The sequence below is a fragment of the Streptomyces sp. CLCI03 genome (assembly GCF_053615355.1).
The window spans coordinates 1,020,271-1,044,490 of record NZ_CM132132.1 but is presented as its reverse complement, the minus strand read 5'-3'; the positions used below and the strand labels follow the sequence as shown (position 1 = coordinate 1,044,490).

Below are 24,220 nucleotides of genomic sequence, written 5' to 3'. Positions count from 1 at the left end.
AGTCGCGGTCTACTTCGGAGGAGAACCGCACATGATGTACCGCCGCTCAGCCTCCTGACACACCCCTACCACGTTCCAGGTCTTGGGGGATGAGGAACCAAGGCCACCCGGTCCCGATGTTCCTCAACCCCTGTCACCTCTGTCAGTGGCCAGCGGATCTTCCCGGCTGGTGGCCAGCATGGTGCGGGCTGGTGGCCACGACGACTCCAGGCGGATGGTCATCAGGTGACAGTGTGTGATGAGTTCCGGTCGCCGTCGGGGCTCTTGCGCCGGGGACCGTTCGGGCCGCGTCGGCCTCCGGTCCGGCGAGTTCCGGAGTCGGGCCGTTGGACCGGGGGTGGGCCAGGACCGTTACCGCCCCGGGCGGCAGTCGTTGTGGATCATGGCCGTCCGGCCGACATCCTGAGCGAAGGTGCGACTGTCCGATGCCGCCGAATACCAACCCTCCGTCCCGCCTGCCCTCGGCCCAGCTGGAGGCCGGTGGCGGCACCGGGCCGCTGGCGGTGCACCCGAAGGTGTTCCGCGACGAACTGGCAGCCGCGGCAGGCTGGGTCGCCGACTACCTCGGGCAGATCAACGAGCATCCGGTGGCCCGACCCATCCCGCCGGCGCACCGGCAGGCCCTGGCAGCCGGGGCGCTGCCGCAGGAGGGCCAGGACCTCGGCGCCCTGCTGGAGTTCGTCGACCAGGCGATCGCCCCGTACCCGACCGGGAACGGCCATCCCGCCTTCTTCGCCTGGATCAACTCACCGCCGTCCCCGGCCGGGGTGATCGCGGAACTGCTGGCCGCCGCGGTCAACGCGACCTGCGGCATGGGCGAGCACGCCCTGATGGACCTCGAACGCGGAGTGGTGCGCGACCTGGCCTCGCTGGCGGGCATGGCACCGACCACCGGCGGAGTACTGACCAGCGGCGGCTCGATGGCCAACCTGCTCTGCCTGGGCGCCGCCCGCACCTGGTTCCTGCGCCAGAACGGCGCCACCGACGGCCCCGCCTACGACCAGGCCCACGCGCGCCTGACCGCCTACCACAGCGACCAGGCCCACATGTCGGTCGCGAAGGCCGCCGCCGTGATCGGCCTGCCGCCGTGGCGGCTGCGCGCGGTGCCCACCACAGCGGAGCGGCGCATGGACGTCGAGGCCCTGGAGGAGATGATCGACGCCGACCGCGTGAACGGACTGCTGCCGTTCTGCGTCGTGTCCAACCTGGGCAGCACCGCCAGCGGCGCCGTCGACCCGATCGAGGCGATCACCGGCGTGTGCCGCCGTCAGGGTCTGTGGCACCACGCCGACGGCGCGTGGGGCGGGCTCGGCGCCCTCGTCCCCGAACTGGCCCCCCTCTACCGGGGCGTCTCCGACCTCGACTCACTCACCGTCGACCCGCACAAGACCCTGTCCGTCCCAGTCGGCTGCGGCGCCGCCCTGGTCACCGACCCCTCCCGGCTGCGCGACGCGTTCACCTTCCGCGCCTCTTACCTCGACGGCGACCAGGACTGGCCCTGGATGTCCGACTACACGATCGAGCTCACCCGTCCCGGCACCCGCGCCCTCACCCTCTGGGCCACCCTTCGCCAGCTCGGCCGCTCCGGCGTGATCGCCCTCCTCCAGCACTACCAGGACCTCGCCCAGCACCTGCGCCAACGCGTCCAGGAGCACCCCGGACTGGAACTGTGTACCGACGGCCCACTGCCTGTGGTCTGCTTCCGCCTGACCGACAGCCCCGACACAGGACGTCGGGATGCGCGAGCGGACCTGCACACGGCGGTGGCCGCACGCGTCCAGGCCCGCGGCCACGCCTATCTCGCCACCGTCTGCCACGACGGCGAAACGGTCCTGCGCGCCTGCGTCTGCAACTACCTCACTACCACCGACGACGTGGACACCCTCCTCCAGGAAGTCCAGGCCGCCGTCGACCATCTCCAGACCACCGACCCCTCAGGCACCCCGATCGAACGTCAGACTTAGTCACCCTGCGTCATGCAATTCGAGGAACCTCCTGGTGGCCACCGGCCTGGAATTCCGATGGCCACCAACAACCTCGGCAATGTCTGCTGGAGCTTGAAGCAACGGCGGAAGCCTTCCGGTGCCGAGACTTGGACATCAGCTTCGGCGGGAACCACCCCCGCTCGACCAGGTGGGTCTGCAACCGGTTCGAGGCAGGGGGTGACGGCACGGTGACAACGTGCCAGGCCCACGAGTCACGCCCCAGGGCGTCCGTGTTGGCCGCTGGCTCAGGCTGCCGGACCGGCAGTCTGAGGCGGAGCGTCGTCGGCCGCGTGGTCCAGAACAAGGATCCAGTCGTCACCTCGGGTCTCGACGACGAGTCCCGCCGCGCGGAGGGCTGCGGCCATGGCCAGGCCGAAAGCGTGCCGGAGCCCGTGAAGGTCGCGTGGCGCTGGTCGACGACTCCGGCGCGGTCCGCGCCGTCGAAGCGTCTGGGTGATCTCTTCAGGCAGCCAGCCGACCATGACGCCGCGAGCGTGCCTGATGAGGTGTACGCCTTCAGTGCCGGTGGCGATCTCCTCGAATCCAGCCTCGGAAAGCACTTCGCGGACACGGGCCAGCAGCCCCTCGCCCTGATCGTTCATGGGGCGACTCTAGAGCCTGGTCACTCTGCCGAACCTGATGGTGGGGGTGTCGGTCAGGTGTGAAGGCGGCTGTTGGCACCGTCGTGGCCGTCGGCCTGCTCATCGTCGAACCAGTAGTCACCGGCGGCAAGGTAGCGGAAGGAGTGCCGGCTGTGCGCCGGCAAGGAGACGCGTGCCGCGCGGGTACCGTCGCCACGCGGTTCAAGCGGATGGGCGGCGGGATTCCAGTGGTTGAAGTCCCCGACCACGCTCACGGGCCCCTCCGGGGTGTTCTCCGGGAGGACGAAGGTGACTTGGGTACGGTCCTTGAGCTGCTTACGTTCTAGCATGAGGATCCAGTTTCGAAGGGGCGGGGAGCAGGGTCCCTGCATCCTCGCGCACTCGTGGGCCGGCTCCGGAGCATGCGCGCCGGAGCGGGTGTGCCGGTCACCCGGCCGGATCTCCCCAGGGCCGTACGGGACTCGGAAGTGAGTGGCTGGGCGCACGATCCTGGGCAAGCGTCCGCGGTAGCGCGGTGACGCCCTGCTTCTGCATGGCAACGGTTGTGCCTGCTGGTCGCATCACATCGCCCCCTGACCACACGAGCTCTCAGCGCCACGCGAGGACGCCTTCGGAACCACCTGATCGCCCGGCTGTCACGGCAGGTTCAGGAGGCGGTACTTACGCTGCTGGCAGCAGCGCCCGAGCGGGATCGGTGACCGGCGTGAGAGCGTGAGTCGGGAGGGGGTCAGTACAAGCCGGAGACTTTGAAGACCGTGTGGGCCGTCTCCCGGTCGATGCGCTGCGCCAGCTGTCGCAGAGCAGTCGCGCCGTGCACCAGGGTGCCGTGCCGGAGGGACGAGCGGGTGTCTGTGTCGAGGAGGCGCCACATCGCCGGGTTGCGGACCAGGACCGTCGGGTCGATCTCGACCTGACTCAGGTCTGTGTCCCGGAGGATCATCCGCTGTGCCACCCCGTCGGACCAGTGGACCGAGGCCAGTGCGTCGGTACGGACCGTGTTCGTCATCAACAGTCCGCGAGCGCTCAAGAGACCGGGACGTACGGAGACCCGGGGCGGCAGCAAGATGACGAAGATGAGGCCGGCCAGGCCGGTCCAGAGGACTCCGCGCGTCACGTCGAGGCTTCCGAAACCGGCGTCCGCGGTGAACAGGGCAGTGAAGAGGAGGAACGCGACACCGATCGCCGAGCGCCTCTCACCGGCCCATTGGACGTCGTGTGCGCAGGGTCCAGGAAGTGCCGCCTCGGCGCCCTGTGCGCCGGCCGCCGCCTGAGTGAAACGTCGTCCCATGAGAGCGACGTTAGGGCTGGTAGCGGCCCTGGAGCCGGACCCTGACACAGCGCTGATGTGATGGCTACGCCATCTTGATGGGGTTCCCGCCGGGCAGGAACCCCATCGGCGTTCAACGGCCCGGTGGGCTGCTCGAAGGTGACGGCGGCGAGTAGTCGTACTGTGGCGGGCTCCAGGGCGCGGGGGCGGGCGCGGGCTTGAACGGTCCGGCCCGGTTGGCCATGAGGATCATCATCGTGCCGACGACGAGCAGCGTGATGATGATCAGGGCGAGCCCGACGGGGTTGCCGGGGTTGTAGTAGTAGCGGTTCGTTCCCCACTTGCTGCGCTTGAAGACCGGTTCGTCGTCGTACCGCACAGGCTGTGTCCTCCGTCGAAGATTCTCGGTGGTCCGCTCTGCCGGAGAAGGCTGGGGCATACGGTCATGAAGTGCAGCCCGCCGCCTTCTTGGCGGCCGGGAAGTACACCGTCATGAAGTCGGCCAGAGCCGCCCGGCGCTTCCTGGCGTCATCGCGCTCGGGGTGAAAACGCTCGACCTGGACGACGAACTTGTCAGCCTTGCCTTGGTGGGCGCACGCGGCTACCGCGACCACATTGATGTCGCTCACACGGGCGTCGTCGCCGACTTCGATCCTTGCCGCATCGGGGATCTGCCACTCTCTCCGCGCGCTCGGGTCCTGATCTGCCGGTATGACCTCCCCCTGCACACCGAGGACGCTCTCCTCGTCCACCTGCACGAAGCAGTGAGGAGCGTCGGGCCGGGAAAGGACCGTCGACTGTTCCAGCTTCTCGCCCGGGAGCAGCAAAGGTTCCAGGACAGCGGGATCGACCGGGACCCCGCAGACATCACTCGGTAGGGCGTACTCAGGAGTCTTCCGTCGACGCCGAGTACGGCGCCCTCGGTGTCATCGACGACGACCGCAAGCTGGCGGCGTTTCTGCCCGTCGGCATCACCGACGACCTCCGTGCGCGGATCGGCGACCTGCCTTCCGGCCACGGCATCCTCGGCGAGCTGATCCGGCACCCCGAGCCCCTGCGGCTGTCCGAGCTGTCCGAGCACCCCGCCTCCTACGGGTTCCCGCCCCACCACCCGCCGATGCACTCCTTCCTCGGCGTCCCCATCCGCGTACGCGAGGACGTCTTCGGCAACCTCTACCTCACCGAGAAGCGAGGCCGGGAGCGGACGTTCGTCGGGCAGGACCCACGCCCCGGTCTGGACGACGTCGATGTCGGTCCTGTCCGGCGGGGCCGGACACAGAGTCGCGTCCGCCGCCAGCCACGGCCGGTTGGTGTAGACGTAGTCGGACAAGTCGTCTACCGGGGGTAGGCCCTTCTCCACCCGATGGCTGTTGAGCGCGGCGCCGTACAGGTCGCGCGCCTGCTTCCCCTGCTCCCACTTCGCCTTGTCCGTCCCCTTCTGCGGGGGCCGCGTGCCCGACCGTGTCGGCAAGTGGACGTCCTGCGGCGGCAGTCCGCGCGGATGGTAACACGCGTACACGTAGGGGATGCCCAGTCGGTCGGCCGCTCCCCGCGCGCCGGCGGCTGCCATCATGCCGTTCGCGAGCAGGACGTCACACCCCCTGCCGGCCGCGTCGAGCGTGTCGAAGGCCGCGGTGACCAGCTTGGAGGCGAGCCGGAGCGCGTCCTCCGACGTCGGTGGCTTCTCGCCGGCGACCACCGAGCGCACCGTTGGGCCGAGCGGCACCAACGGCACCCCGGCGCGAGCCAACAGCGTCACGAACTCCTCGTCCGGTGGCGCGCACACGATCGTCTCCGCGCCCAGCCGTCGCAGTGCCACCGCCAGTCCCACCAGCGGTTCGACATCTCCCCGGGATCCCCACGTCGTCAACAACGCGCGCATTTTCTGAGTCTTCCATCGGCGATGACGGCCGCCTGGACCCGCCGTTCGACCCCCAGTTTGCCCAGCAGCCGGGAGATGCGGTTCTTGACGGTCTTCTCCGACAGGTAGAGCCGTTTGGCGATCTGGCGGTTGGTGAGGCCGTCGCCGATCAGTTCGAGGACGGCGCGCTCCCGCTCGGAGAGGCCGGCCAGGCGGGTGTCCTCGGGCACCTTGGTAGCGTCGGGGTCGCGCAGTGAGTGCATCAGGCGGGCGGTCGTGGCCGGGTCGAGCATGGACTGTCCTGTAGCGACCGTACGAACGGCGGAGACCAGGTCGGACCCCTTGATCTGCTTCAGCACGTACCCGGCCGCCCCCGCCATGATCGCGTCCAACAGGGCGTCCTCGTCGTCGAACGACGTCAGCATCAGGCAGGCCAGATCCGGCATGCGGGAGCGCAGCTCACGGCAGACCGAGATTCCGTCACCGTCGGGCAGCCGTACGTCGAGGACGGCGACGTCCGGGCGAAGCGCCGGCCCGCGGGCCAGGGCCTGCTCCGCCGTGCCGCCTCGCCCACCACGGTGATGTCCCCCTCGGCGTCGAGGAGGTCCCGCAACCCGCGCCGGACCACCTCGTGATCGTCGAGGACGAACACCTTGATGGGGGCCTCCGCGGAGGCCCCCGGTACGTCGGACATGATCGCCGCCTGATCCGGATGACGCTGCGCACGCTTCCACCCGGATTGTCTCAGGGTAGGATGCTATGCACCTGTTAAGCAGGTGAGACGGCCCCGTCGAACTCCATCCGGACGTCGACGACACCCTCGACGCTGCGGATCGCCCGGGCCAGGAGCGGGACCAGAGCCCGATCCCGCAGCGGTCCCCGGAGGACGACGACTCCGTCCTGCACCGAGAAGTCCAAGCGCGCGCCCGGTGCGAGCTCGGCCAACACGGCCTGGCGGATTTCCTCCTCCAGCTCCGCGTCGGGACGCAGGAACACCTTCAGGAGGTCGCTGCGACTGACGACGCCCTCCAGCATGCCGACCTCGTTCACCACCGGAAGGCGCTTGACGCCCTTGCGGGCCATGATCCGGGCAGCCTCCGCGGCAGTGGCGTCGGCGTGGACGGTGACCGCGGGGCTCGACATCAGGTCCTCGGCGAGCACGGCGCCGGCCTTGGACGCTTCGTCCAGCTGGTCCGGCAGGATGGGCTCCTCGCGGCGAAACTCTTCCTTGGGGAGGAGGTCTGCTTCGGAGACGACCCCGACGACGCGACCCTCACCTTCCAGCACGGGGACCGCACTGACCTTCCATTCGTGCAACAGTTCGACTATCTCCTTGTAGGACGCCTCACGGCCGATGGCGATGGCGGTGTGCGTCATGAGGTCACTGACGGTGGACTGAGAGGCGGGCATGACCGGCTCCTTCGCCGTGGTCGATCGGTAGGGTCCCGACACTTCCAGTGTCGGCATTCGGACGTGCGCGTCGACAGGGTCCCTGTGGGCCAAGACGGGGACCGACCGGCCCCGTGGTCGGTCCGGTAGGCCCCGTTCGGCGCGTGTTCAGTACGGCCAGGACCAGTCCGCGACTTCCGGCAGGTCGGTGCCGTGTTCGCGGATCCAGTCGTGGTGGCGGATGCGCTGGTCGGCCATGGCCTGGCGCAGTCCTTCGGCGCGGGTCGCGAGGCCGGGGACGCGGTCGATGACGTCCATGACGAGCCGGTAGCGGTCCATGTCGTTGCGCACGACCATGTCGAAGGGGGTGGTTGTGGTGCCGGATTCCTTGTAGCCGCGGACGTGCAGGTGGGGGTGGCCGGTACGGCGGTAGGCGAGGCGGTGGATGAGCCACGGGTAGCCGTGGTAGGCGAAGATCACCGGCTTGTCGGTGGTGAAGAGGGCGTCGTACTCGGGGTTCGTCATGCCGTGGGGGTGTTCCTCGTGGGGCATGAGCCGGGCGATGTCGACGACGTTGACGACGCGGACGGCCAGCGAGGGGAGGTGCTCGCGGAGCAGGGCCGCGGCGGCCAGCACTTCCATGGTGGGTACGTCGCCGGCGCAGGCGAGTACGACGTCCGGTTCGCGGGAGCCGTGGTCGGTGCCCGCCCACTCCCAGATGCCGGCGCCGCGCGTCACGTGGGTGCGGGCCTCGTCGATGGGCAGCCAGTCGAAGCAGGGCTGTTTGCCGGCGACGATGACGTTGACCTGGTCGCGGCTGCGCAGGGCGTGGTCGGCCACGGCGAGGAGGGTGTTGGCGTCCGGCGGCAGGTAGACCCGTACGACGTCGGGGCTCTTGTTGAGGACGTGGTCGACGAATCCGGGGTCCTGGTGCGAGAAGCCGTTGTTGTCCTGGCGCCAGACGTGAGAGGTGAGCAGGTAGTTGAGGGAGGCGATGGGCGCTCGCCAGGACAGTTCGCGCGAGGTCTTCAGCCACTTGATGTGCTGGGCGACCATGGAGTCGACGATGTGGGCGAAGGCCTCGTAGGTGGAGAAGAGGCCGTGGCGGCCGGTGAGGAGGTAGCCCTCCAGCCAGCCCTGGCAGACGTGTTCGGAGAGGATCTCCATGACCCGGCCGTCGCGGGACAGGTTCCGGTCCGTGGCTTCCGTGATGCCCTGCCAGGCCTTGCCGGTGGCTTCGTACAGGTCGTCCAGCCGGTTGGAGGCGGTCTCGTCCGGCCCGACGACCCTGAAGTCCCGTCGCTCAGCCGTGTCCCGCATGATCTGCGTGAGGAAGCGGCCGAGGACGCGGGTCGGTTCGTGGAGGGTGCGGCCGGGCTTGTCGACGGGGACGGCGTGCTGGTCGAGCGCGGGCAGCGGGAGCGGCCGCAGCAGCCGGCCCCCGTTCGCGTACGGCACGGCGCCCAAGCGGTGCTCGCCGTCCGGCACGTAGGCCAGGACCTGGGCCGTCGGCCGACCGTCGGCGTCGAAGAGCTCCTCCGGCCGGTACGAGCGCAGCCAGGCCTCCAGCTGCTGCAAGTGTGCCGGGTTCTCGCGCACACCGGCGAGCGGGACCTGGTGGGCCCGCCACGTGCCCTCGACCGGGTCGCCGTCGACGTTCGCCGGACCGGTCCAGCCCTTGGGCGTGCGCAGCACGATCATAGGCCAGCGTGCGTACTCTCGGCCGGGGTCGGTGCCCGCCGTCCGTGCCTCTTGCTGGATGAGGGCGATGCGGTCCAGGGCGTGGTCCATCGCGCGGGCCATGGCGTGGTGGACCTGGGTGGGGTCACTGCCGGTCACGTACAGCGGGTCGTGCCCGTAGCCGCGCAGCAGCGCGTCGAGCTCGTCCTCGGGGATCCGGGACAGGACGGTCGGGTTGGCGATCTTGTAGCCGTTCAGGTGCAGGATCGGCAGGACCGCGCCGTCGTGGACCGGGTCGAGGAACTTGTTCGAGTGCCAGGACGCGGCGAGCGGACCGGTCTCGGCCTCGCCGTCGCCGATGACGCACGCGACCAGCAGGCCGGGGTGGTCGAAGGCGGCTCCGTAGGCGTGGGCCAGGGCATAACCCAGCTCCCCACCCTCGTGGACGGAACCGGGGGTCTCCGGCGCCACATGGCTCGGCACCCCGCCGGGGAAGGAGAACTGCCGGAACAGCTTGGCCATGCCGTCGGCGTCGCGGCTCACGTCCGGATACGTCTCGCTGTATGTCCCTTCCAGCCAGGAGTTGGCCAGGACGGCGGGACCTCCGTGTCCCGGACCCCAGACGCACAGGGCCTCCAGCGCACGCTCCTTGACCACGCGGTTGAGGTGCGTGTGCACCAGGTTGAGGCCGGGCGAGGTGCCCCAGTGGCCGAGCAGCCGCGGCTTGATGTGCTCCGGCCTCAGCGGTTGGGTCAGCAGGGGGTTGCCCATGAGGTAGATCTGACCGACGGCCAGGTAGTTCGCGGCGCGCCAGTGGGCGTCCAGCTGCGAGATCGAGTGCGCGGTCAACGCGGTCATGTCCGCTCCTGCTTCTGAGGGTCCGGGACGTTCGTCGACGGGGCCGATACCGACACCCTGCCCCTGCTGTGGTGCGGCCGCGAGAGGAGGACCGGCCCTCGAGGAGGGACCGTTGGCCCTTCTGCGCCCCTGCCCAGCACGAGCAAGGTGAATCCCGGTGGCGCCGGTCCTTCCCCCGGCCGGCGCCGCCCAATCCCCGCCGGCCGACCCCGATGCCTCTCGCATCAGTACGGAGGACAGACCTGTGAAGCGCACCCTCGTTGTCGGAGTGGACGGATCCCGGGAAAGCCGGGCCGCCGCGGACTGGGCCGCGCGCGAAGCCGTACGGCGTGACCTGCCCCTGCACGTGGTCCACGCCTGGCTGTGGCAGCCGCTCGCCGTCCCGATCGTCCAGGACCGCGAAACCGAGTCCCGCCGGGCCGATGACATCCTGAAGGAGGTCGAGCAGGAGCTTACCCATCGGTACCCGTCGCTCGCGCTCACCGCGGAAGTCCTGTGCGACACGCCCGTGCCGGCCCTGCTGCGCACCGCCAAGGAAGCCGAGATGCTGATCCTCGGCACCCGCGGGCACGGAGCCCTGCTCGGCTTCCTGCTCGGCTCCTACGGTCAGCAGGTGATCGCTGCCGCCGAGTGCCCCGTTGTTTCCGTCCGCTCCGCCCACGGCAGGCCTCTGGCCGTGCCGGAGGAGGGCGAGGTCGTCGTGGGACAGCAGGGTGGTGTGGAGGACTCCGCCGAGGTACTGCGCGTCGCGTTCGAGGCGGCCGCGGCGCGCAAGGTCCCGCTCCGCGCCGTCCGGGCCTGGAACCTGCCCCCGGTGTACGGATACAGCCCCGGCTCGATGTGGATCGCCGAACAGTTCGGCGGGCTGGAGCCGTTCGAGAAGGCCGCGCTGGACCAGGCGCTGGAGCCGTGGCGGCTGAGGTTTCCCGAGGTGGAGGTCGTCGCGCACGTGGAGCGGGGCAGCGCCGGCCACGTGCTGCTGTCGGAGGCTTCGGACGCCCAGCTGGTCGTCGTCGGCCGCCGGGTCCGCGAGTCGGCGGTGGGTACACACATCGGTTCGGTGGCCCATGCCGTGCTCCACCACGCGGCCTGCCCCGTCGCCGTCGTCCCGCACCACTGACGCCGAATCGACGGTTGAAGCCGGGCTCGCCGTCGTGCGGCGTGCCCGGCCCTTCCCGTGGGCGGTTCCTACTCCGCGGCCGGGATCGGGTGCCGGCCGGGTGGGGTCAGCGCGTGGCTGGCGATCACCGCGGCCTGGACGCGCCTCTCCACGCCCAGCTTGACGAAGAGCCGCGAGGTGATGTTCTTGACGGTCTTCTCCGCGAGGTACAGCCGCTTGCCGATCTCCCGGTTGGTAAGACCCTCACTGACCATGAGGAGGATCTCCTTCTCCCGGTCCGTGGAGCCGGGAAGCCCCGGGACCTGTTCCTCCTTCGGCACGTCGCCGCGCATGCGGGCCAGCAGCCGCGTCGTGGCGCCGGGGTCGAGCATCGACTGGCCGGAGGCCACCGTCCGTACCGCGGTCACCAGGTCGGTGCCGGTGATCTGCTTGCGGACGTAGCCGGAGGCCCCTGCCATCACGGCGTCCAGCAGTGCCTCCTCGTCGTCGAACGACGTGAGCATCAGGCAGGCCAGCTCGGGCATCCGCGAGCGCAACTCCCGGCACACGCTCACCCCGTCGCCGTCCTGGAGCCGCACGTCCAGGATCGCGACCCGGGGGCGCAGTGCGGGCACGGCGGATCAGTGCCTGTTCCGCCGTGCCCGCTTCACCGGCCACGGTCAGGTCGGACTCGGCGTCCAACAGGTCGTGCACCCCTCTGCGCACGACCTCGTGGTCGTCGAGCAGGAAGATGCTGATGGGATCGGTCGCGCCGCTCGCGCTCGTCGCGTGGGAGTGGGCACCGCTGCCGGTCATGACGCAACTCCTTCGCCTGGTTCGTCCCGAACGCACGAACACCGGCATCCTGCCTTCCGTACGGGCGGAACGGACAGTGCCGATTGGCCCTCATCGACCTGCCGCTGCGCGCGGCAGGGCCGGTGTGGGCAGAGGAGGAGGGACCTTCGGCCCTGTCCGAGGGCCTGCCGGGCCTTCCCGAGTGCACTCAGCACCCGATGAACTGCGGGTGCACGGGGAACGGCGCGACTCGACGGAGCCGCACGCAGCGCGGAGAACACCATGACGACCGCCTTGATCGACCTGAGGACCGTGGCACGCGACGACCGCGGCCTGAAGATCGCCCTGGCCGGAGAGCTCGACTTCCATACGGCGGGACGAGTGGAAGCACGCCTCGCCGAACTCGCCGGATTCGGCCACCGCAACATGGTCCTGGACTTGTCCGGGATCTCCTTCTGCGACAGCTCAGGCATCGAACTCTTCCTCCGGCTCCACCAGCGCTGCCGTAGCGCGGGCACCCAGCTCCTGCTCCGCGGCGTACCACCCCTGCTGGTCAAGTCCATGCAGGTGCTCGGTGTCGACCGCAGCCTGCCGCTCGCCGTGACGTGATCGAGCGGGCGTCCGAATCTCGCCCCTGGACGGGGACCGTTCGGCCCTGGTTCTCCCGTGGATCGCGGTGAAGGCTGGGACGCGGAAGCCGCAAGGGCCCATCGGGGCCGGACGAAGGTAAGCAGCATGGATCACGAAGGCAACCCGCTACGGGCCCGAGAGGTCGGTGACACGACAGCCCGCCGCTACATGCGGGAGCTGGACAGGGCCGAGGCTCTGTGGCTGCTCTCGACGGTGTCCCTGGGGCGCATCGTCTTCACACAGCACGCGCTGCCCGCCGTCCGACCGGTGAACCATCTCGTCGAGAACGAGGCCATCATCGTCCGGATACATGAGGACGGGGCATTGGCATCCCTGGCGGCACCCGCCGACGCTCCCGGCGTGGTGGTCGCTTACGAAGCGGACGTCATCGATTCCGTCACGCACCTCGGTTGGAGCGTTGTCGTCACTGGTTACGCGAGGGTGGTGTCAGATGCCGACGAGATGGACCGGTACGCGCACTTGCTGCGTCCATGGGTGGCGCACCGGATGACCAGCACCCTGAGGATCCGTCCGGATCTCGTCACCGGGTTCCGGCTGGAGGCGGACCCGACGCAGCCCGTGCCCGCGGCCCGGGGCTGACGCCCTGTCCCGGTCCTCAGCCCCCGGTGGGGAGGGGAGCCCGCCAGACGAGCCTTGTGCCCCCGTCATCCGGAGTCTCGTGAGTGAAGGAGCCGCCCAGGCTCCGCGCCCGCTCGTCGAGGTTGAGCAGGCCGCTTCTGCGGCCTTGGGCCGGAATGCCCTTCCCGTTGTCCGAGACGGTCAGCACGACCTCGCCCTGGCCCGCCTTGAGGGTCACTCCGACCCGGGTCGCCTGTGCGTGGCGGGCGGCGTTGCTGAGGAGTTCACCCAGCACAGCCATGACGTGGTCGGCTATGTGCGGAGGTACGTCGGTGTCGAGCAGGCCCTCCATGCTCAGACGCGGCGGGTGACCGAGGGTGGTGGCCGCGTCGCCGACGGCACGGGCGGCGCGCGCCCGCAAACCAGGGCCGCCCTCGCGGTCCTTGGTACGCAGCCCGAAGATCGTCGACCGGATGATCTTGATCGTTTCGTCCAGGTCGTCGACCGCCCGGCCGACCCTCTCGGCCGCCCCTTCGTGCTCGACGAGCCGGGCAGCGCTCTGCAAGGTCATGCCGGTCGCGAAGAGCCGCTGGATCGCCAGGTCGTGCAGGTCACGGGCGATCCGGTCGCGCTCCTCCAGCAGTGCTATCTGCTCGGCGTCCCGGCGCCGCTCCGCCAGCTCCAAGGCGAGTGCGGCCTGACCTGCGAAGGCGACGAGCGGCTCCAGCTCGCCCTCGCCGAACGCCGGCTCTCCCGCCGGGCGCGCGAGCAGCAGGACACCTCTGCTTTCGCCGCCCGCGGTGCCCAACGGGACTGCCACGGCGGGCCCCAACCCTTCCTGAATCTGGGACTCAGCGGGATAGCGCTCGTCGGCCCAGGCTTGCACCGCTGTGACGGGTTTGCCGGCGAGGTGCGCCGCTCCTGCGAGCGTGCCCGCGAAGGGGACGACGAGACCTTGCCGCTCGGCTCCGTCCGCATCGGCCGCGAACTCCACGACCAGGCCGTCGATACCGCTCACGGGCATCGCGATGTCCGCGAGACGTGCCGCGGTGATCTCCTGTGCGCGGCGGGCGATGAGCTCCAGCACCGCCGGGCGGGAGCTGCCGGACAGCAGGCTTTCGGTGATTTCCGCATTGGCCTTGAGCCATCGCTGCTGGCGCTGCGAGCCCTCGTAGAGCCGCGCGTTGTCGATCGCGACACCCGCCGCCACCGAGAGGGTGGAGATCACCGTCTCGTCCTCGGTGTCGAAATCGATCCCGCCACGCTTGTCGGTCAGATAGAGATTGCCGAACACCTCCTCGCGGACCCGGATCGGCACACCCAGGAACGTACGCATCGGCGGGTGATGGGCCGGAAAGCCGTAGGACGAGGAGTGCGCGCCGAGATCCGTCAGGCGCAGCGGTTCCGGGTGGTGGATGACCTCCCCGAGCAGGCCGTGGCCCGCCGGCAGGGGACCGATCTCGGCGATCTCCGCATCCGTGAGGCCCACGGTCAGGAACTGTGAGAGAGTCCGGCCGTCGGGGCCGATCACTCCCAGCGCGCCGTATTCGGCGTCGACGAGCAGCGCGGCCGCCTCCACGATCCGCCGCAGTACCTGGGCGAGATCCAGCTCCCGCCCCACCGACACCACGGCTTCCAGGAGGCTGTGCACCCGGTCGCGGGTGCCGCGCACCTCGTCGATGCGCGCTTGGAGCTCGTCCAGCAGCTCGTCCAGCCGCATCCGCGGTACCTGCGTCAACGGATCCCTCACACCCACGTGCTTCCCCTCCGACGGCTCGCTCGGTTGCCCGATCCACGGTCAGCGTATCGACACGCCCGGGCCCGATGGGCATCGTTGCGCGCGGATGCCAGCCGAGACTGACGTGACCGAAGCGCCGCACGACGGCGGGGAGGATGCGCCATGGGCCTGAAGAAGGCGGTCTACGAGGACGAGCTGCTAGGGCTCCAGACGGAGCTGATCAAACTCGAGGAGTGGGTGCGCGCGGAGGGCGCCCGGCTCGTGGTCGTCTTCGAGGGCCGCGACGCAGCGGGCAAGGGCGGCACGATCAAGCGTGTACCAGCTCCTGCACGCATGGCCCAACGACGAAGCGGCTGGATGGTCACTCAACTGCAAGAAGACCGGATCTCGCTGCCGACTTCGACGGGGCCGAAGCCCCTCGGCGTGTTCTCGATGTCTGTGCCGTCGTAGAGGGGTTCGGCAGGCTGGTGTTCAGGATCGGGCCTCGAAGCCGGGCTTCTCCCGGTTGCGACGACGCAGGTCCGCGGAACCCTTGAAGCGCCTGCAGTCGACCAGTTGCAGGCGTGGGTGCTTTCGATGGGGAACTGCCCTTTCACGAAGCCGAGTCGACTCCGGCGGGGCAGGCTCTGACCACCAAGGAGGCCGCACGGTTCGGCCTCGGACGTCCGGCCCGTGACCTGGTCGCCGATTCACGGGACGCGGGGTCGGTCGCGCAGGACGGCTGCTGTACGCGCCGGTCACTGGTGGGCGGCGCGTTCTTGGGCGCCGTTACGCACGCCGCACGGCGCCACTGCCGGCCGCTCGTGGCCGTCGCACCGCACGCAGACGTCTGACCGAAGGTTCGCCCCGACGTGTTCGGTTCCGACCGTCGCTGAGCAGGGCCGAAAGGCCCTGCGCAGCGACCGAACGGGACCTTCAGGAGAGTGCCGACCGGCCCGCCACCAGGGACTGTTGCCGCCGGGCATGAGGGGGCGCAAGTGACAGAGTTCAAGTGCTCCCCGAGGCGCCCCCAGAGGACGCCCGGCCGGGCGCACATCCCATTACGGCGCCCGTCGAGCGCACCTTCCGTCTCACCTCCGGGGGACCCCATGACGTTTCACGTCGACTCCGAGACCGGCCGGCTGCGGCAGGTCATCCTGCACCGCCCCGACCGCGAAATGACACGCCTCACACCCACCAACAAGGACGAGCTCCTCTTCGACGACGTGCTGTGGGCCAAGCGCGCCCGCGACGAGCACGACGCGTTCGCCGATGTCCTGCGGGACCGCGGAGTGCGCGTGCACCTCCTCGCCGACCTGCTCACCGAGACGTTGGACGGCATCGAGGCACGGCAGCTCGTGCTGGACCGGGTCTTCGACGAACGCGAGTTCGGTATCCTCGGCACCGACCGGCTCCGCACGCACTTCGACTCCCTGGAGCCGGCCGCCCTGACCGCCTGCCTCATCGGCGGCGTCACCAAGGCGGAACTGCTCGAGCGCACGGGCCCGATACCGAGCGTACGACTGCACGCCATGGCGCCCGACGACTTCCTCCTAGCGCCGCTGCCCAACCATCTGTTCACCCGCGACACCTCGTGCTGGGTGTACGACGGCGTGAGCGTCAACCCGATGAACAAACGGGCACGCCGCCGTGAAACGGTTCACTTCGAAGCCCTCTACCAGCACCACCCCCTTTTCGCGAAGGGGGAGTTCCACCGCTGGTCCGACGGACAGGCGGCCTATCCCGCCACCATCGAGGGCGGCGACGTCCTGGTCATCGGCAACGGCGCGGTGCTCGTCGGCATGAGCGAGCGCACCACGCCTCAGGCCGTGGAGAATCTCGCCCTGCGCATGTTCGCGGCGGGTTCCGCCCAGCGGGTCGTGGCCGTCAGCCTGCCGAAGAGCCGCAGCTTCATGCACCTCGACACGGTCATGACGATGGTCAGCGGCGACACCTTCACCCGATACGCCGGCCTCGGCATGCTGCCTTCCTCCACGATCGAACCCGGGACCGGCGGGGAGGGGCTGAGGGTCACCGACCACGCCCCCGAGGACATGGACCGGGCCATCGCCGACGCGCTGGGTCTGCCGTCCATCAACGTCCTCACCCCGAGCCAGGACCTGCGGTCCGCCGAGCGGGAGCAGTGGGACGACGGCTGCAACGTGCTGGCCGTGGAACCCGGCGTGGTCGTCGCCTACGAGCGCAACGTGACCACCAACACCCACCTGCGCAAGAGCGGTATCGAGGTGATCACCGTTCGAGGCAGCGAACTCGGCCGGGGCCGTGGCGGCCCGCGGTGCATGACCTGTCCCATCGAGCGCGAGGCCGCCTGACCACCCCTCCCGCGCCCCCGCGTCCCCGTCATCGGCCCGCCGCACACACCCCGTACACATCAAGGAGCCCGCCATGCACGACGACCTGCACCAGCGCCCGTTCGTCAAGGAACTCGACTTCACTCCCGAGGAGTTCCGCCACCTGCTGGAACTCTCCGCCTCCATCAAGACGGCCCGCCGCGAGGGACGCGAGGAGCAGCGGCTGCGCGGCAAAAACATCGCCGTCATCTTCGAGAAGACGTCGACGAGGACCCGATGCGCCTTCGAAGTGGCCGCGCACCAGCAGGGCGCGCACGTGACCTACCTCGACCCGGCCGGCTCCCAGCTCGGGCACAAGGAGTCCATCAAGGACACCGCACGCGTCCTCGGCCGCTACTACGACGGGATCGAATACCGGGGCAGCGACCAGCGCCTGGTGGAGGAGCTGGCCCAGCACGCCGGCGTTCCGGTCTGGAACGGCCTGACGGACCAGTGGCACCCCACCCAGTCGCTCGCCGACGTGCTCACCATGTGGGAGCACACCGACAAACCGCTGAACCAGGTGTCCTTCGCCTACCTGGGCGACGCCAGGAACAACGTCGGCAATTCCCTGCTGATCGTCGCGGCGATGCTCGGCATGGACGTACGCATGGTCGGCCCGCGATCCCTGCACAACGCCTCCGACGTCGTCGACCACGCGCGGCGGGCGGCGGCCGTCAGCGGTGCGCGCATCACCCTGACCGAGGACGTGACCGAAGGCGTGGCCGGCGTCGACTTCGTCTACACCGACGTATGGCTCTCCATGGGAGAGCCGCCGGAGATGTGGGACGAGCGCATAGCCCTGCTCAAGCCGTACCAGGTGACGGCGAAGACCCTGGAGGCGACGGGCAACCCGGCGGTCAAGTTCATGCACTGCCTTCCGGCCTTCCACAACAGCGACACCACCGTCGGCGCCAAGATCGCTGCGCGGACCGGCATGACCGCACTGGAGGTCACCGACGAGGTGTTCGAGTCCTCGCACTCCATCGTGTTCGACCAGGCCGAGAACCGGCTCCACACCATCAAGGCCGTCCTCGTCGCCACCCTCGGCGACTGAACCGGCATCCCCTCGACCTCCGGAGAACACGTCATGCGTGTAGTCGTCGCATTGGGCGGCAACGCCCTGCTCCGCCGCGAGGAGCGGCCGGACGCCGCCGTACAGCTCGCCAACATCCGCGCTGCTGTGTCCGCGCTCGCCCCCCTCGCGCACGAGCACGAACTCGTCATCACCCACGGCAACGGACCTCAGGTCGGCGTGCTCGCTCTCCAGAGCGCCGCCGACCGCTCCCTGAGCAGCCCCTACCCCTTCGACGTCCTCGGCGCGGAGACCCAGGGCATGATCGGCTACTGGCTGCTCCAGTCCCTGCAGAACGCCCTGCCCGAACGGCAGGTCTGCGCCCTGCTCAACCAGACCCTCGTCTCCGCGGCCGACCCCGCCTTCACCGACCCGGCCAAATTCGTGGGCCCGGTCTACGACCGGACCGAAGCGGAGCGACTGGCCGCCGAACGCGGCTGGACGGTCAAGCAGGACGGCGCCCACTGGCGACGCGTCGTACCGTCCCCCCGTCCACAACGCGTCGTGGAAACAAGGCTCATCCGGCTGCTGCTCGACTCGGGAGCGGTGGCCGTGTGCGCAGGAGGCGGCGGCGTACCGGTGATCCGAGACGAACAAGGGCAGCTGACCGGCGTCGAAGCCGTGGTGGACAAGGACCTCACCGCCGCCCTCCTGGCCGAGGCGCTCGACGCCGACGCGCTCCTGCTCCTCACGGACGTTCCCCACGTCTCGCTCGGCTACGGCACCCCCGGCGCCGAGCCCATCGGACGGACCACACCCGCAGCCCTGAGAGCCCAGCAGTTCCCCGCCGGATCCATGGGACCCAAGGTCGACGCCGTGTGCAGGTTCGTCGAGCTCACCGGCGGAATGGCGGCCATCGGCGCTCTCGAAGACGCCCGAGCCATCCTCGACGGAGCCGCCGGCACCGTCGTCACACCCAGCGGCAGCTACCGCGAAGCCCGCCACGACGGAACACAGGACCTGACATGACTCTGCAGAGCGCACCCGCATCCCCACAGCCGGCCAGAGCCAGAACGGACTCCAGCGCGCCCGACGCCCCACGGCGGCGGCTTCGGTTCCCGTCCGCCTTCGCCGTCCTGATCGTCGTCACCGTCGCAGTCTGGGCCCTGACGTTCGTCATCCCCGCCGGCCGCTACGACACCGAGGACGGCAGCCCCGTACCGGGCACCTACCACTCCGTAGAACTGACCACCGGATTCTGGGAGCGGCTCAAAGACCTGTTCCTCGCCCCGGTCAACGGTCTGTACGGCGTCACCGACGCCGGGACCGGCCTCACCGCACCTGGCGGCACCGGCTCCTTCGCGGGCGCGGCGGGCGTGTTCCTCTTCATACTGGCCGTGGGCGCGTTCATCACCGTCACGATGCGCACCGGGGCACTCACGACGGGAGTGGCGCGCCTCGCGCAGCGTCTGCACCACCGCAGGACCCTGCTGCTGGTGGTCCTGCTGACGGTGTTCTCCCTCGGCGGGACCACGTACGGCATGGCCGAGGAAACCCTGGGCTTCTACGGGCTGATGATCCCCCTGATGCTGAGCCTGGGCTACGACCGCATGGTCGCTGCGACGGTCGTCATGGTGGGAGCCGGGGTCGGCACCCTCGCCTCGACCGTCAACCCCTTTGCCACCGGAGTGGCTTCCGACAGCGCCGGCATCGGCACGGGAGACGGCATCGTCCTGCGACTGGTGATGTGGGTCTGCCTGACGGCCCTGGCAGCCGCTTACGTCGTGCGCTACGCCCGCCGCGTCACCGAGGACCCCTCCCGGTCGCTGACACCCCTCACCGAGGACGACCTCCGCATCAAGGCCGAGGGTGGCGAAGCGGCGAAGCTCACGAGTCGCCAGCGCACGGTCCTGGGCCTCTTCGCGACCACGTTCCTCTTCATGATCTTCGCCGTCGTCCCCTGGTCCGATCTGCACGTCACCTTCCTGCCCACCCTCGGCTGGTACTTCCCCGAACTCGCCGCCCTGTTCATCGTCGCGGCGGTCGCCGTGGGGCTGGTCGGCGGCCTGGGCGAGAAGGGAACGGTGAACGCCGTCACCGCCGGCGCAGGGGACTTCATCGGAGCGGCGTTGATCGTCATGCTGGCCCGGGGAGTCACGGTGATCATGAACAACGCCAGTGTCACCGACACCATCCTCGACGTCCTGCAGAGCGCGGTGGCCGACACGTCCTCCGGAGTGTTCGCCGTACTGATGTTCGCGGTGAACCTCCCGCTGGCCTTCTTCGTCCCCTCCTCGTCCGGCCACGCGGCCCTCGCCATGCCCATCCTCGCCCCCCTGGCCGACTTCGCCGGAGTGAGCCGGGCTCTGGTGGTGACCGCGTACCAGTCGGCTTCCGGATGGGTGAACCTCGTTACGCCCACCTCGGCCGTCGTCATGGGAGGCCTCGCCCTTGCCAAGGTCCGCTACGACCGGTACCTGCGCTTCATGGCACCACTGATGGGTGCTCTGCTGGTGGCCGTCGCCGGATTCCTCGCACTCGGTGCGGCAGTGCGCTGAATCGCTGCGGAGCAGGCAAGTGGCCGGCTGGTCGGGACACCGACCAGCCGGCCACCGTCGTGTGCCCAGCACGAGGCGGACCTGTGGGCTCCGCCGGACGGCGCCAACTGGGCCTGGGGTGCTCCTCTGAGCCGCGACCGTGAGCTCCGGCAGGGCATGGTGTCCGTGGCCGCTCAAGGAGGTGGGGCCTCACGCCCCGACTACCCGCCATCGGAGCGACTGCACGGGCGCGATTCCCGTCCTCGCTGTGGACCGGCAGTGCGACAGCGCCGACGGGCCACTGGTGGGGCGCCCGCCCCACCGGATGGCCGTCTCGCTGCGGCTACCGATGCGGATACGCTCGCGGCGTCGGGCGGCGGCCCATCGGGGTTTGGCAGGCTTGAGAGTTGCGTCGGCGCAGACGGGCGGGCAAGGCTGCACGGACGCTTTGGTCGAGGTGGTGGGGACGCGCGGGGACTGCCGCACCGGTCCTTCCCGGCCGGCCTGTGGACGCGGACCGACCGCCCCATCGCGCCCCTCGCCGCAGTGGCTTCCGTCTTTTCCACCCGGTACGACAAGCAACGCACCGACCACTGCGGTCGCAGCACACCAGGAGCCCTCGTCGCGCAGCTGCGCGACGAGGGCTCCTGGTGTCAAGGGCGACGGCGTCCGTCGGGGGACCGCAGCCGGGGTGTATCCGTCCTCGGTGAGGCTCGCGACGATCAGAGATGAGGGACGACCGCCACGGGCGTCGTGGCGTGGTGCAGCACTGCGTGGGTGACCGGGCCGATGTGTGCTCCGACCGCCGCCCGGCGTATGCGCCGTCCGACGACCAGCAGCGAGGCTTCCTTCGACGCTTCCACGAGGTGGCCCGCAGGCCGTCCCACCAGGCACTGCTCCTTGACCTCGACCTGGGGGAACTTGCCGCGCCACGACCGCAGTACGTCGGTGAGTGCGCTCGCCTCGCGCAGTCCCAGCGCGACGCCGTGGCCAGGGTCGGTCGCCGCAGGGTCGTACCCTTCGACCACCGGTACGCTCCAGCCGTGCACGACCCGCAGGGTGGCCGCTCGGGCAGCGGCGGCTTCGAATGCGTACGCGAGCAGCTCGTCGCACGGCCTGGAGAGGTCGAGGCCGAGCACCACGTCGCGGCACTGCCCCTTGCGGTCCCCGTGGTCGCCCGTCCCCGGGAGCGGTTCACACTCGGCCCGTTCCCCGGCCCGTACGGCGACGACCGGACGCTCGGCGTGCGCGATGACGGGCAGGGACACCGATCCGGTCAGGAAGCCGGCCAGGCCACCCAGCCCTCGTGAACCCACGACCAGGACTTCCGCCTTCTCTGCGGCGGACAGCAACACCTCCGCGGGGCGGCCGTGCACCTGCTCGACGCTGATCTCCAGGCCGGGGTGCGCCGCCCGCAGCCGGTCGGACGCGTCGTGGGTGACCTGCTCGGCGTAGTGCTGTGCGGCGGTCGCCCCCTCACAGGGCGCGGTGTCCAGGCCGGTGAACGGGGCGTGGGCGAAGGCCCGTGACCAGTCCTGCCAGACGTGCAGGAGGTGCAGGGGCAGACGGCGCATCTGTGCCTCGTGGGCGGCCCAGTCCGCAGCGGCCAGCGACTCGGCCGAGCCGTCCACAGCGGCGATGACGGTACGTGACATGATTCCTCCGGGTGAGGGGTCTTCGGGTGGTTTGCGGCACTGGTCCGGGGACCGGCGGCCGGGCGTGCGGCGTCGCCCGGAACGTGTTACCGGGACGGAGTGATCAGCCCGTAGTGGCCGTCGTAGCGGTGGTAGAGGACGCAGCCCCGGCCGGTGGCCGTGTCGTTGAAGAAGACGAAGGGCAGCCCGGTGAGGTGCAACCGTGAAACGGCCTCGGTCACACTGCTCGTCGGCACGGGAACCGTGCTCACGCCGAGCAGACCGTCGACCTCCCGTTCCTGACCCAGAGGTCCCAGCGAAGCCATGCGATGCCGCCCGGTACGGACGTCGCGGTAGACGACGCTGTCGCGCCCGGAGGCCAGGTCCGTGAAGAGCCAGAAGTCGTGGTCCATGGCCTCCAGGTCGATCACGGCGTCCTCAGGCGTCTGGTGGACCAGGCTGAAGGACTTGTGCCGCACGATCCGGCGCTCTTCGGCGGGAACGTGATGCCGGTGCGGACGGTGGTCGTGCGCTGCGCCGTCCCGCGATGTCCGGCTGGGCGTGCCGTTGCGGTGGGGGCCGCCCGCCGCATACCGCCGTGGCCGGGTGAGCCGGGCAGCCAGGCGCTCCTGCAGGAGGTCGACCGCTTCGAACATGCTGTTCGCGGCCACGTGGGCGCGAACCATCCGGCCGTTGACGTCCACCACGGCCTGAGCCGTGGCCGGGCGGTTCGCCGAAGTGTTGACGGCTTGCGTGAGCTTCACCCGCACGGTCGGCACGGGTCCGCGCACGTGGCCGATCACCGCGAGCATCTTTCCCTGGGCGTACACGTCCGCGCCATCGGGCACCTGCCCTCGGTTGCGGACCTGGACGTCGGCTGTCCGGCTGGTCTTGAGACCGCTCATGAGAACTCCTCCTCGATCCCTTTCAGCCTGTCTGCCGGCGGCCGCTCCCGGGCAGAGCCGTCCGGACCCCGCCACGGCGCCACTGGTACCGACACCACCCGAGAAACCGGGACTTCCGGTCGGCCGGACAAGGCCGTTCGGCCTACAGACCCAGAGACGGGCAAGTCGACGAGCCCCGGCCTGATATCGCGTGACGTGCCGGACCGACAGCACGGCTCGGGTCGGCGGCTCCGGGTCGCCGCGACCGGCCGCGGTGACCGTCGCCGCTCGGCCGACGGAAGAGCCCGTGGTGTCTCGCCCTGTTGTCAGTGATCGCTTTCGCGGGCGGTTGTCAGCCGGTTCACCACACCCACCACACCGTCCACGCGCCACGTGACTCTGATCAACGCCGTTGTATCGAGGGCAGGTTCGGATGACCCCACCATGGTGACCATCCCGTCGCGAACGTCGATGCGGAGCCCGTCGATGCGGTGGGCGGCCGGCGTCCGGCCGGAGACGGCATCGGCGACGTCCGCGAGGATCTCCTCGTCCGTCCTCAGGAAGACGCGCAGCAGATCACGTCGCGTGGTGATGCCGATCAGACGGTCTTCCTCGTCCACCACCGGCAACCGGTCGACGTGGCGACGTTCCATGATGCGCGCGGCGTCGGCGACGCGCTGTTCGGGATGCACGGTTACAGCCGGGCTGGTCATCAGCTCGCCTGCCGCCATGGCGAGTCCCGCGACGGCGTGAGCGTCGGCCGGTCGCCGTGGTGTGAGCGCCATCCGATGCCGCCCGGAGTCGTGCCGGCCGAGACAGCCCTGTTGCCTGGCAAGGTCTTTCCGGGAGATGACGCCCATGACCTTGTCGTCGTCATCCACCACCGGCAGCCCGCCGATCCGATGGGCGATGAGCATGCGAGCCAGTTCTTCGAAGGAGGTGTCCGGGCGGGCCTGGACCACCTCGCTGGTCATGACTTGGCCCACCGTCCGTTCTTCGACCACGGTGCTCATCTCCACTCGTCTCGCAGATTTCCGGATACCGCCGATGGCGCCCCGACCTCTGACTGCCCGCCGACCGCTGTGCTCAGCGCGCAGGGGGCCGGGAAGCCCCGGGTTCGTCTGCTCCTCATGCTTGCCGTTGCTTCCAGAGTGGGGCGGAGGACGGCCGGGGGGACAGAACCGGTCAGGACCCGCACGCCGGGCCGTTCGGCCCGTGACAGGCCGGGCCGGGCGGGGCCCGCCGGGGGAGAGGGCCCAACGGCCCTGGCGTGCACCCCGTTCGACCCCTGCCCGCGGCGCGACATGCATCCCAGGCTGGCACCACTCGCATCGGCA

19 protein-coding genes and 4 pseudogenes are annotated in these 24,220 nt (G+C 69.9%); 10 read left to right on the top strand and 13 right to left on the bottom strand.

Annotation, left to right across the window (positions count from 1 at the left end; translation table 11 throughout):
* Positions 1-425 precede the first annotated feature (425 nt).
* The gene (locus ACWG52_RS04920) at positions 426-1,964 is read left to right on the top strand and encodes a pyridoxal phosphate-dependent decarboxylase family protein (RefSeq protein ID WP_453127922.1); all 1,539 of its coding nucleotides are present in this window, start codon (positions 426-428) and stop codon (positions 1,962-1,964) included.
* A 266-nt stretch (positions 1,965-2,230) separates the two neighbouring features.
* Here the strand turns inward: ACWG52_RS04920 and ACWG52_RS04915 are convergent, their stop codons facing one another.
* The 5 genes from ACWG52_RS04915 to ACWG52_RS04895 form a co-directional block, all read right to left on the bottom strand.
* Entirely contained in the window at positions 2,231-2,587 is a 357-nt protein-coding gene (locus ACWG52_RS04915) for a hypothetical protein (RefSeq protein WP_389811186.1), read from the bottom strand.
* Between the two features lie 53 nt (positions 2,588-2,640).
* Positions 2,641-2,916: an isoamylase early set domain-containing protein gene (locus tag ACWG52_RS04910; protein WP_390167705.1), complete on the bottom strand. Its 276-nt coding sequence runs from the start codon at positions 2,914-2,916 to the stop codon at positions 2,641-2,643.
* A 398-nt stretch (positions 2,917-3,314) separates the two neighbouring features.
* On the bottom strand, positions 3,315-3,875 hold the full coding sequence (locus ACWG52_RS04905) for a hypothetical protein (protein ID WP_453127920.1): 561 nt from the start codon (positions 3,873-3,875) through the stop codon (positions 3,315-3,317).
* 112 nt (positions 3,876-3,987) lie between these two features.
* Entirely contained in the window at positions 3,988-4,233 is a 246-nt protein-coding gene (locus ACWG52_RS04900) for a hypothetical protein (protein WP_329108299.1), read from the bottom strand.
* A gap of 64 nt (positions 4,234-4,297) precedes the next feature.
* On the bottom strand, positions 4,298-4,483 hold the full coding sequence (locus tag ACWG52_RS04895; protein ID WP_389811197.1) for a hypothetical protein: 186 nt from the start codon (positions 4,481-4,483) through the stop codon (positions 4,298-4,300).
* Between the two features lie 269 nt (positions 4,484-4,752).
* Between ACWG52_RS04895 and ACWG52_RS04890 the strand changes: the two are divergent.
* Positions 4,753-5,049 (top strand): annotated as a pseudogene (locus ACWG52_RS04890) (GAF domain-containing protein); the annotation flags it as partial.
* Between the two features lie 671 nt (positions 5,050-5,720).
* On the opposite strand, the pseudogene ACWG52_RS04885 reads toward ACWG52_RS04890, so the two are convergent.
* The 3 genes and pseudogenes from ACWG52_RS04885 to ACWG52_RS04875 all read right to left on the bottom strand — a co-directional run bounded on the left by ACWG52_RS04885 (position 5,721) and on the right by ACWG52_RS04875 (position 9,642).
* A pseudogene (locus tag ACWG52_RS04885) lies at positions 5,721-6,409 on the bottom strand (response regulator).
* A gap of 74 nt (positions 6,410-6,483) precedes the next feature.
* Complete coding sequence (locus ACWG52_RS04880; RefSeq protein ID WP_389811200.1) at positions 6,484-7,125, bottom strand: CBS domain-containing protein; 642 nt, start codon at positions 7,123-7,125, stop codon at positions 6,484-6,486.
* A gap of 147 nt (positions 7,126-7,272) precedes the next feature.
* Complete coding sequence (locus tag ACWG52_RS04875; RefSeq protein ID WP_389811202.1) at positions 7,273-9,642, bottom strand: phosphoketolase family protein; 2,370 nt, start codon at positions 9,640-9,642, stop codon at positions 7,273-7,275.
* Positions 9,643-9,886: 244 nt separating this feature from the next.
* Here ACWG52_RS04875 and ACWG52_RS04870 point away from each other — a divergent pair, with 244 nt between their 5' ends.
* Entirely contained in the window at positions 9,887-10,762 is an 876-nt protein-coding gene (locus ACWG52_RS04870) for a universal stress protein (protein WP_453127916.1), read from the top strand.
* A gap of 68 nt (positions 10,763-10,830) precedes the next feature.
* Here ACWG52_RS04870 and ACWG52_RS04865 read toward each other — a convergent pair.
* Positions 10,831-11,557: pseudogene (locus tag ACWG52_RS04865) on the bottom strand (response regulator).
* A 261-nt stretch (positions 11,558-11,818) separates the two neighbouring features.
* Here ACWG52_RS04865 and ACWG52_RS04860 point away from each other — a divergent pair.
* Together ACWG52_RS04860 and ACWG52_RS04855 are read left to right on the top strand one after the other, a co-directional pair.
* Positions 11,819-12,145 (top strand): STAS domain-containing protein, encoded by a 327-nt coding sequence (locus ACWG52_RS04860; protein WP_389811208.1) that lies wholly within the window; start codon positions 11,819-11,821, stop codon positions 12,143-12,145.
* A gap of 126 nt (positions 12,146-12,271) precedes the next feature.
* Positions 12,272-12,766: a pyridoxamine 5'-phosphate oxidase family protein gene (locus tag ACWG52_RS04855; protein WP_327733484.1), complete on the top strand. Its 495-nt coding sequence runs from the start codon at positions 12,272-12,274 to the stop codon at positions 12,764-12,766.
* A 16-nt stretch (positions 12,767-12,782) separates the two neighbouring features.
* Here the strand turns inward: ACWG52_RS04855 and ACWG52_RS04850 are convergent, their stop codons facing one another.
* Positions 12,783-14,465 carry a sensor histidine kinase gene (locus ACWG52_RS04850; protein ID WP_389811363.1) on the bottom strand — a complete coding sequence of 561 codons (1,683 nt, stop codon included), beginning with the start codon at positions 14,463-14,465 and terminating at the stop codon, positions 12,783-12,785.
* 180 nt (positions 14,466-14,645) lie between these two features.
* On the opposite strand from ACWG52_RS04850, the pseudogene ACWG52_RS04845 reads away from it, so the two are divergent.
* From ACWG52_RS04845 to ACWG52_RS04825, 5 genes and pseudogenes are all read left to right on the top strand, one after another.
* A pseudogene (locus ACWG52_RS04845) lies at positions 14,646-14,822 on the top strand (polyphosphate kinase 2); the annotation flags it as partial.
* 749 nt (positions 14,823-15,571) lie between these two features.
* Positions 15,572-16,795 (top strand): arginine deiminase, encoded by a 1,224-nt coding sequence (locus ACWG52_RS04840; protein ID WP_326746965.1) that lies wholly within the window; start codon positions 15,572-15,574, stop codon positions 16,793-16,795.
* A gap of 73 nt (positions 16,796-16,868) precedes the next feature.
* Positions 16,869-17,870: an ornithine carbamoyltransferase gene (gene argF, locus ACWG52_RS04835; protein WP_329096493.1), complete on the top strand. Its 1,002-nt coding sequence runs from the start codon at positions 16,869-16,871 to the stop codon at positions 17,868-17,870.
* A gap of 33 nt (positions 17,871-17,903) precedes the next feature.
* A complete protein-coding gene (arcC, locus tag ACWG52_RS04830; RefSeq protein WP_389811215.1) occupies positions 17,904-18,857 on the top strand; it encodes a carbamate kinase in 954 nt (317 codons plus the stop codon).
* Positions 18,854-20,386: a YfcC family protein gene (locus ACWG52_RS04825; RefSeq protein ID WP_390140810.1), complete on the top strand. Its 1,533-nt coding sequence runs from the start codon at positions 18,854-18,856 to the stop codon at positions 20,384-20,386. The genes arcC and ACWG52_RS04825 overlap by 4 nt, the downstream gene beginning before the upstream one ends.
* 701 nt (positions 20,387-21,087) lie before the next feature.
* Here ACWG52_RS04825 and ACWG52_RS04820 read toward each other — a convergent pair.
* The 3 genes from ACWG52_RS04820 to ACWG52_RS04810 form a co-directional block, all read right to left on the bottom strand.
* Entirely contained in the window at positions 21,088-22,020 is a 933-nt protein-coding gene (locus ACWG52_RS04820; protein WP_453127913.1) for a universal stress protein, read from the bottom strand.
* Between the two features lie 86 nt (positions 22,021-22,106).
* Positions 22,107-22,904: a sigma 54 modulation/S30EA ribosomal C-terminal domain-containing protein gene (locus ACWG52_RS04815; protein ID WP_329096486.1), complete on the bottom strand. Its 798-nt coding sequence runs from the start codon at positions 22,902-22,904 to the stop codon at positions 22,107-22,109.
* Between the two features lie 305 nt (positions 22,905-23,209).
* Positions 23,210-23,896, bottom strand: a complete 687-nt coding sequence (locus ACWG52_RS04810; protein ID WP_326746959.1) for a CBS domain-containing protein — start codon at positions 23,894-23,896, stop codon at positions 23,210-23,212.
* Positions 23,897-24,220: the final 324 nt, after the last annotated feature.

What these genes read in the sequence shown, in the direction of transcription:
- ACWG52_RS04815 (WP_329096486.1), bottom strand. Translation starts at nt 22,904, where the DNA reads ATGAGCGGTCTCAAGACCAGCCGGACAGCCGACGTCCAGGTCCGCAAC.
- ACWG52_RS04905 (WP_453127920.1), bottom strand. Translation starts at nt 3,875, where the DNA reads ATGGGACGACGTTTCACTCAGGCGGCGGCCGGCGCACAGGGCGCCGAG.
- ACWG52_RS04850 (WP_389811363.1), bottom strand. Translation starts at nt 14,465, where the DNA reads ATGCGGCTGGACGAGCTGCTGGACGAGCTCCAAGCGCGCATCGACGAG.
- argF (WP_329096493.1), top strand. Translation starts at nt 16,869, where the DNA reads ATGCACGACGACCTGCACCAGCGCCCGTTCGTCAAGGAACTCGACTTC.
- ACWG52_RS04820 (WP_453127913.1), bottom strand. Translation starts at nt 22,020, where the DNA reads ATGTCACGTACCGTCATCGCCGCTGTGGACGGCTCGGCCGAGTCGCTG.
- ACWG52_RS04920 (WP_453127922.1), top strand. Translation starts at nt 426, where the DNA reads ATGCCGCCGAATACCAACCCTCCGTCCCGCCTGCCCTCGGCCCAGCTG.
- ACWG52_RS04825 (WP_390140810.1), top strand. Translation starts at nt 18,854, where the DNA reads ATGACTCTGCAGAGCGCACCCGCATCCCCACAGCCGGCCAGAGCCAGA.
- ACWG52_RS04810 (WP_326746959.1), bottom strand. Translation starts at nt 23,896, where the DNA reads ATGAGCACCGTGGTCGAAGAACGGACGGTGGGCCAAGTCATGACCAGC.
- ACWG52_RS04880 (WP_389811200.1), bottom strand. Translation starts at nt 7,125, where the DNA reads ATGCCCGCCTCTCAGTCCACCGTCAGTGACCTCATGACGCACACCGCC.
- ACWG52_RS04915 (WP_389811186.1), bottom strand. Translation starts at nt 2,587, where the DNA reads ATGAACGATCAGGGCGAGGGGCTGCTGGCCCGTGTCCGCGAAGTGCTT.
- ACWG52_RS04875 (WP_389811202.1), bottom strand. Translation starts at nt 9,642, where the DNA reads ATGACCGCGTTGACCGCGCACTCGATCTCGCAGCTGGACGCCCACTGG.
- ACWG52_RS04840 (WP_326746965.1), top strand. Translation starts at nt 15,572, where the DNA reads ATGACGTTTCACGTCGACTCCGAGACCGGCCGGCTGCGGCAGGTCATC.
- arcC (WP_389811215.1), top strand. Translation starts at nt 17,904, where the DNA reads ATGCGTGTAGTCGTCGCATTGGGCGGCAACGCCCTGCTCCGCCGCGAG.
- ACWG52_RS04855 (WP_327733484.1), top strand. Translation starts at nt 12,272, where the DNA reads ATGGATCACGAAGGCAACCCGCTACGGGCCCGAGAGGTCGGTGACACG.
- ACWG52_RS04860 (WP_389811208.1), top strand. Translation starts at nt 11,819, where the DNA reads ATGACGACCGCCTTGATCGACCTGAGGACCGTGGCACGCGACGACCGC.
- ACWG52_RS04910 (WP_390167705.1), bottom strand. Translation starts at nt 2,916, where the DNA reads ATGCTAGAACGTAAGCAGCTCAAGGACCGTACCCAAGTCACCTTCGTC.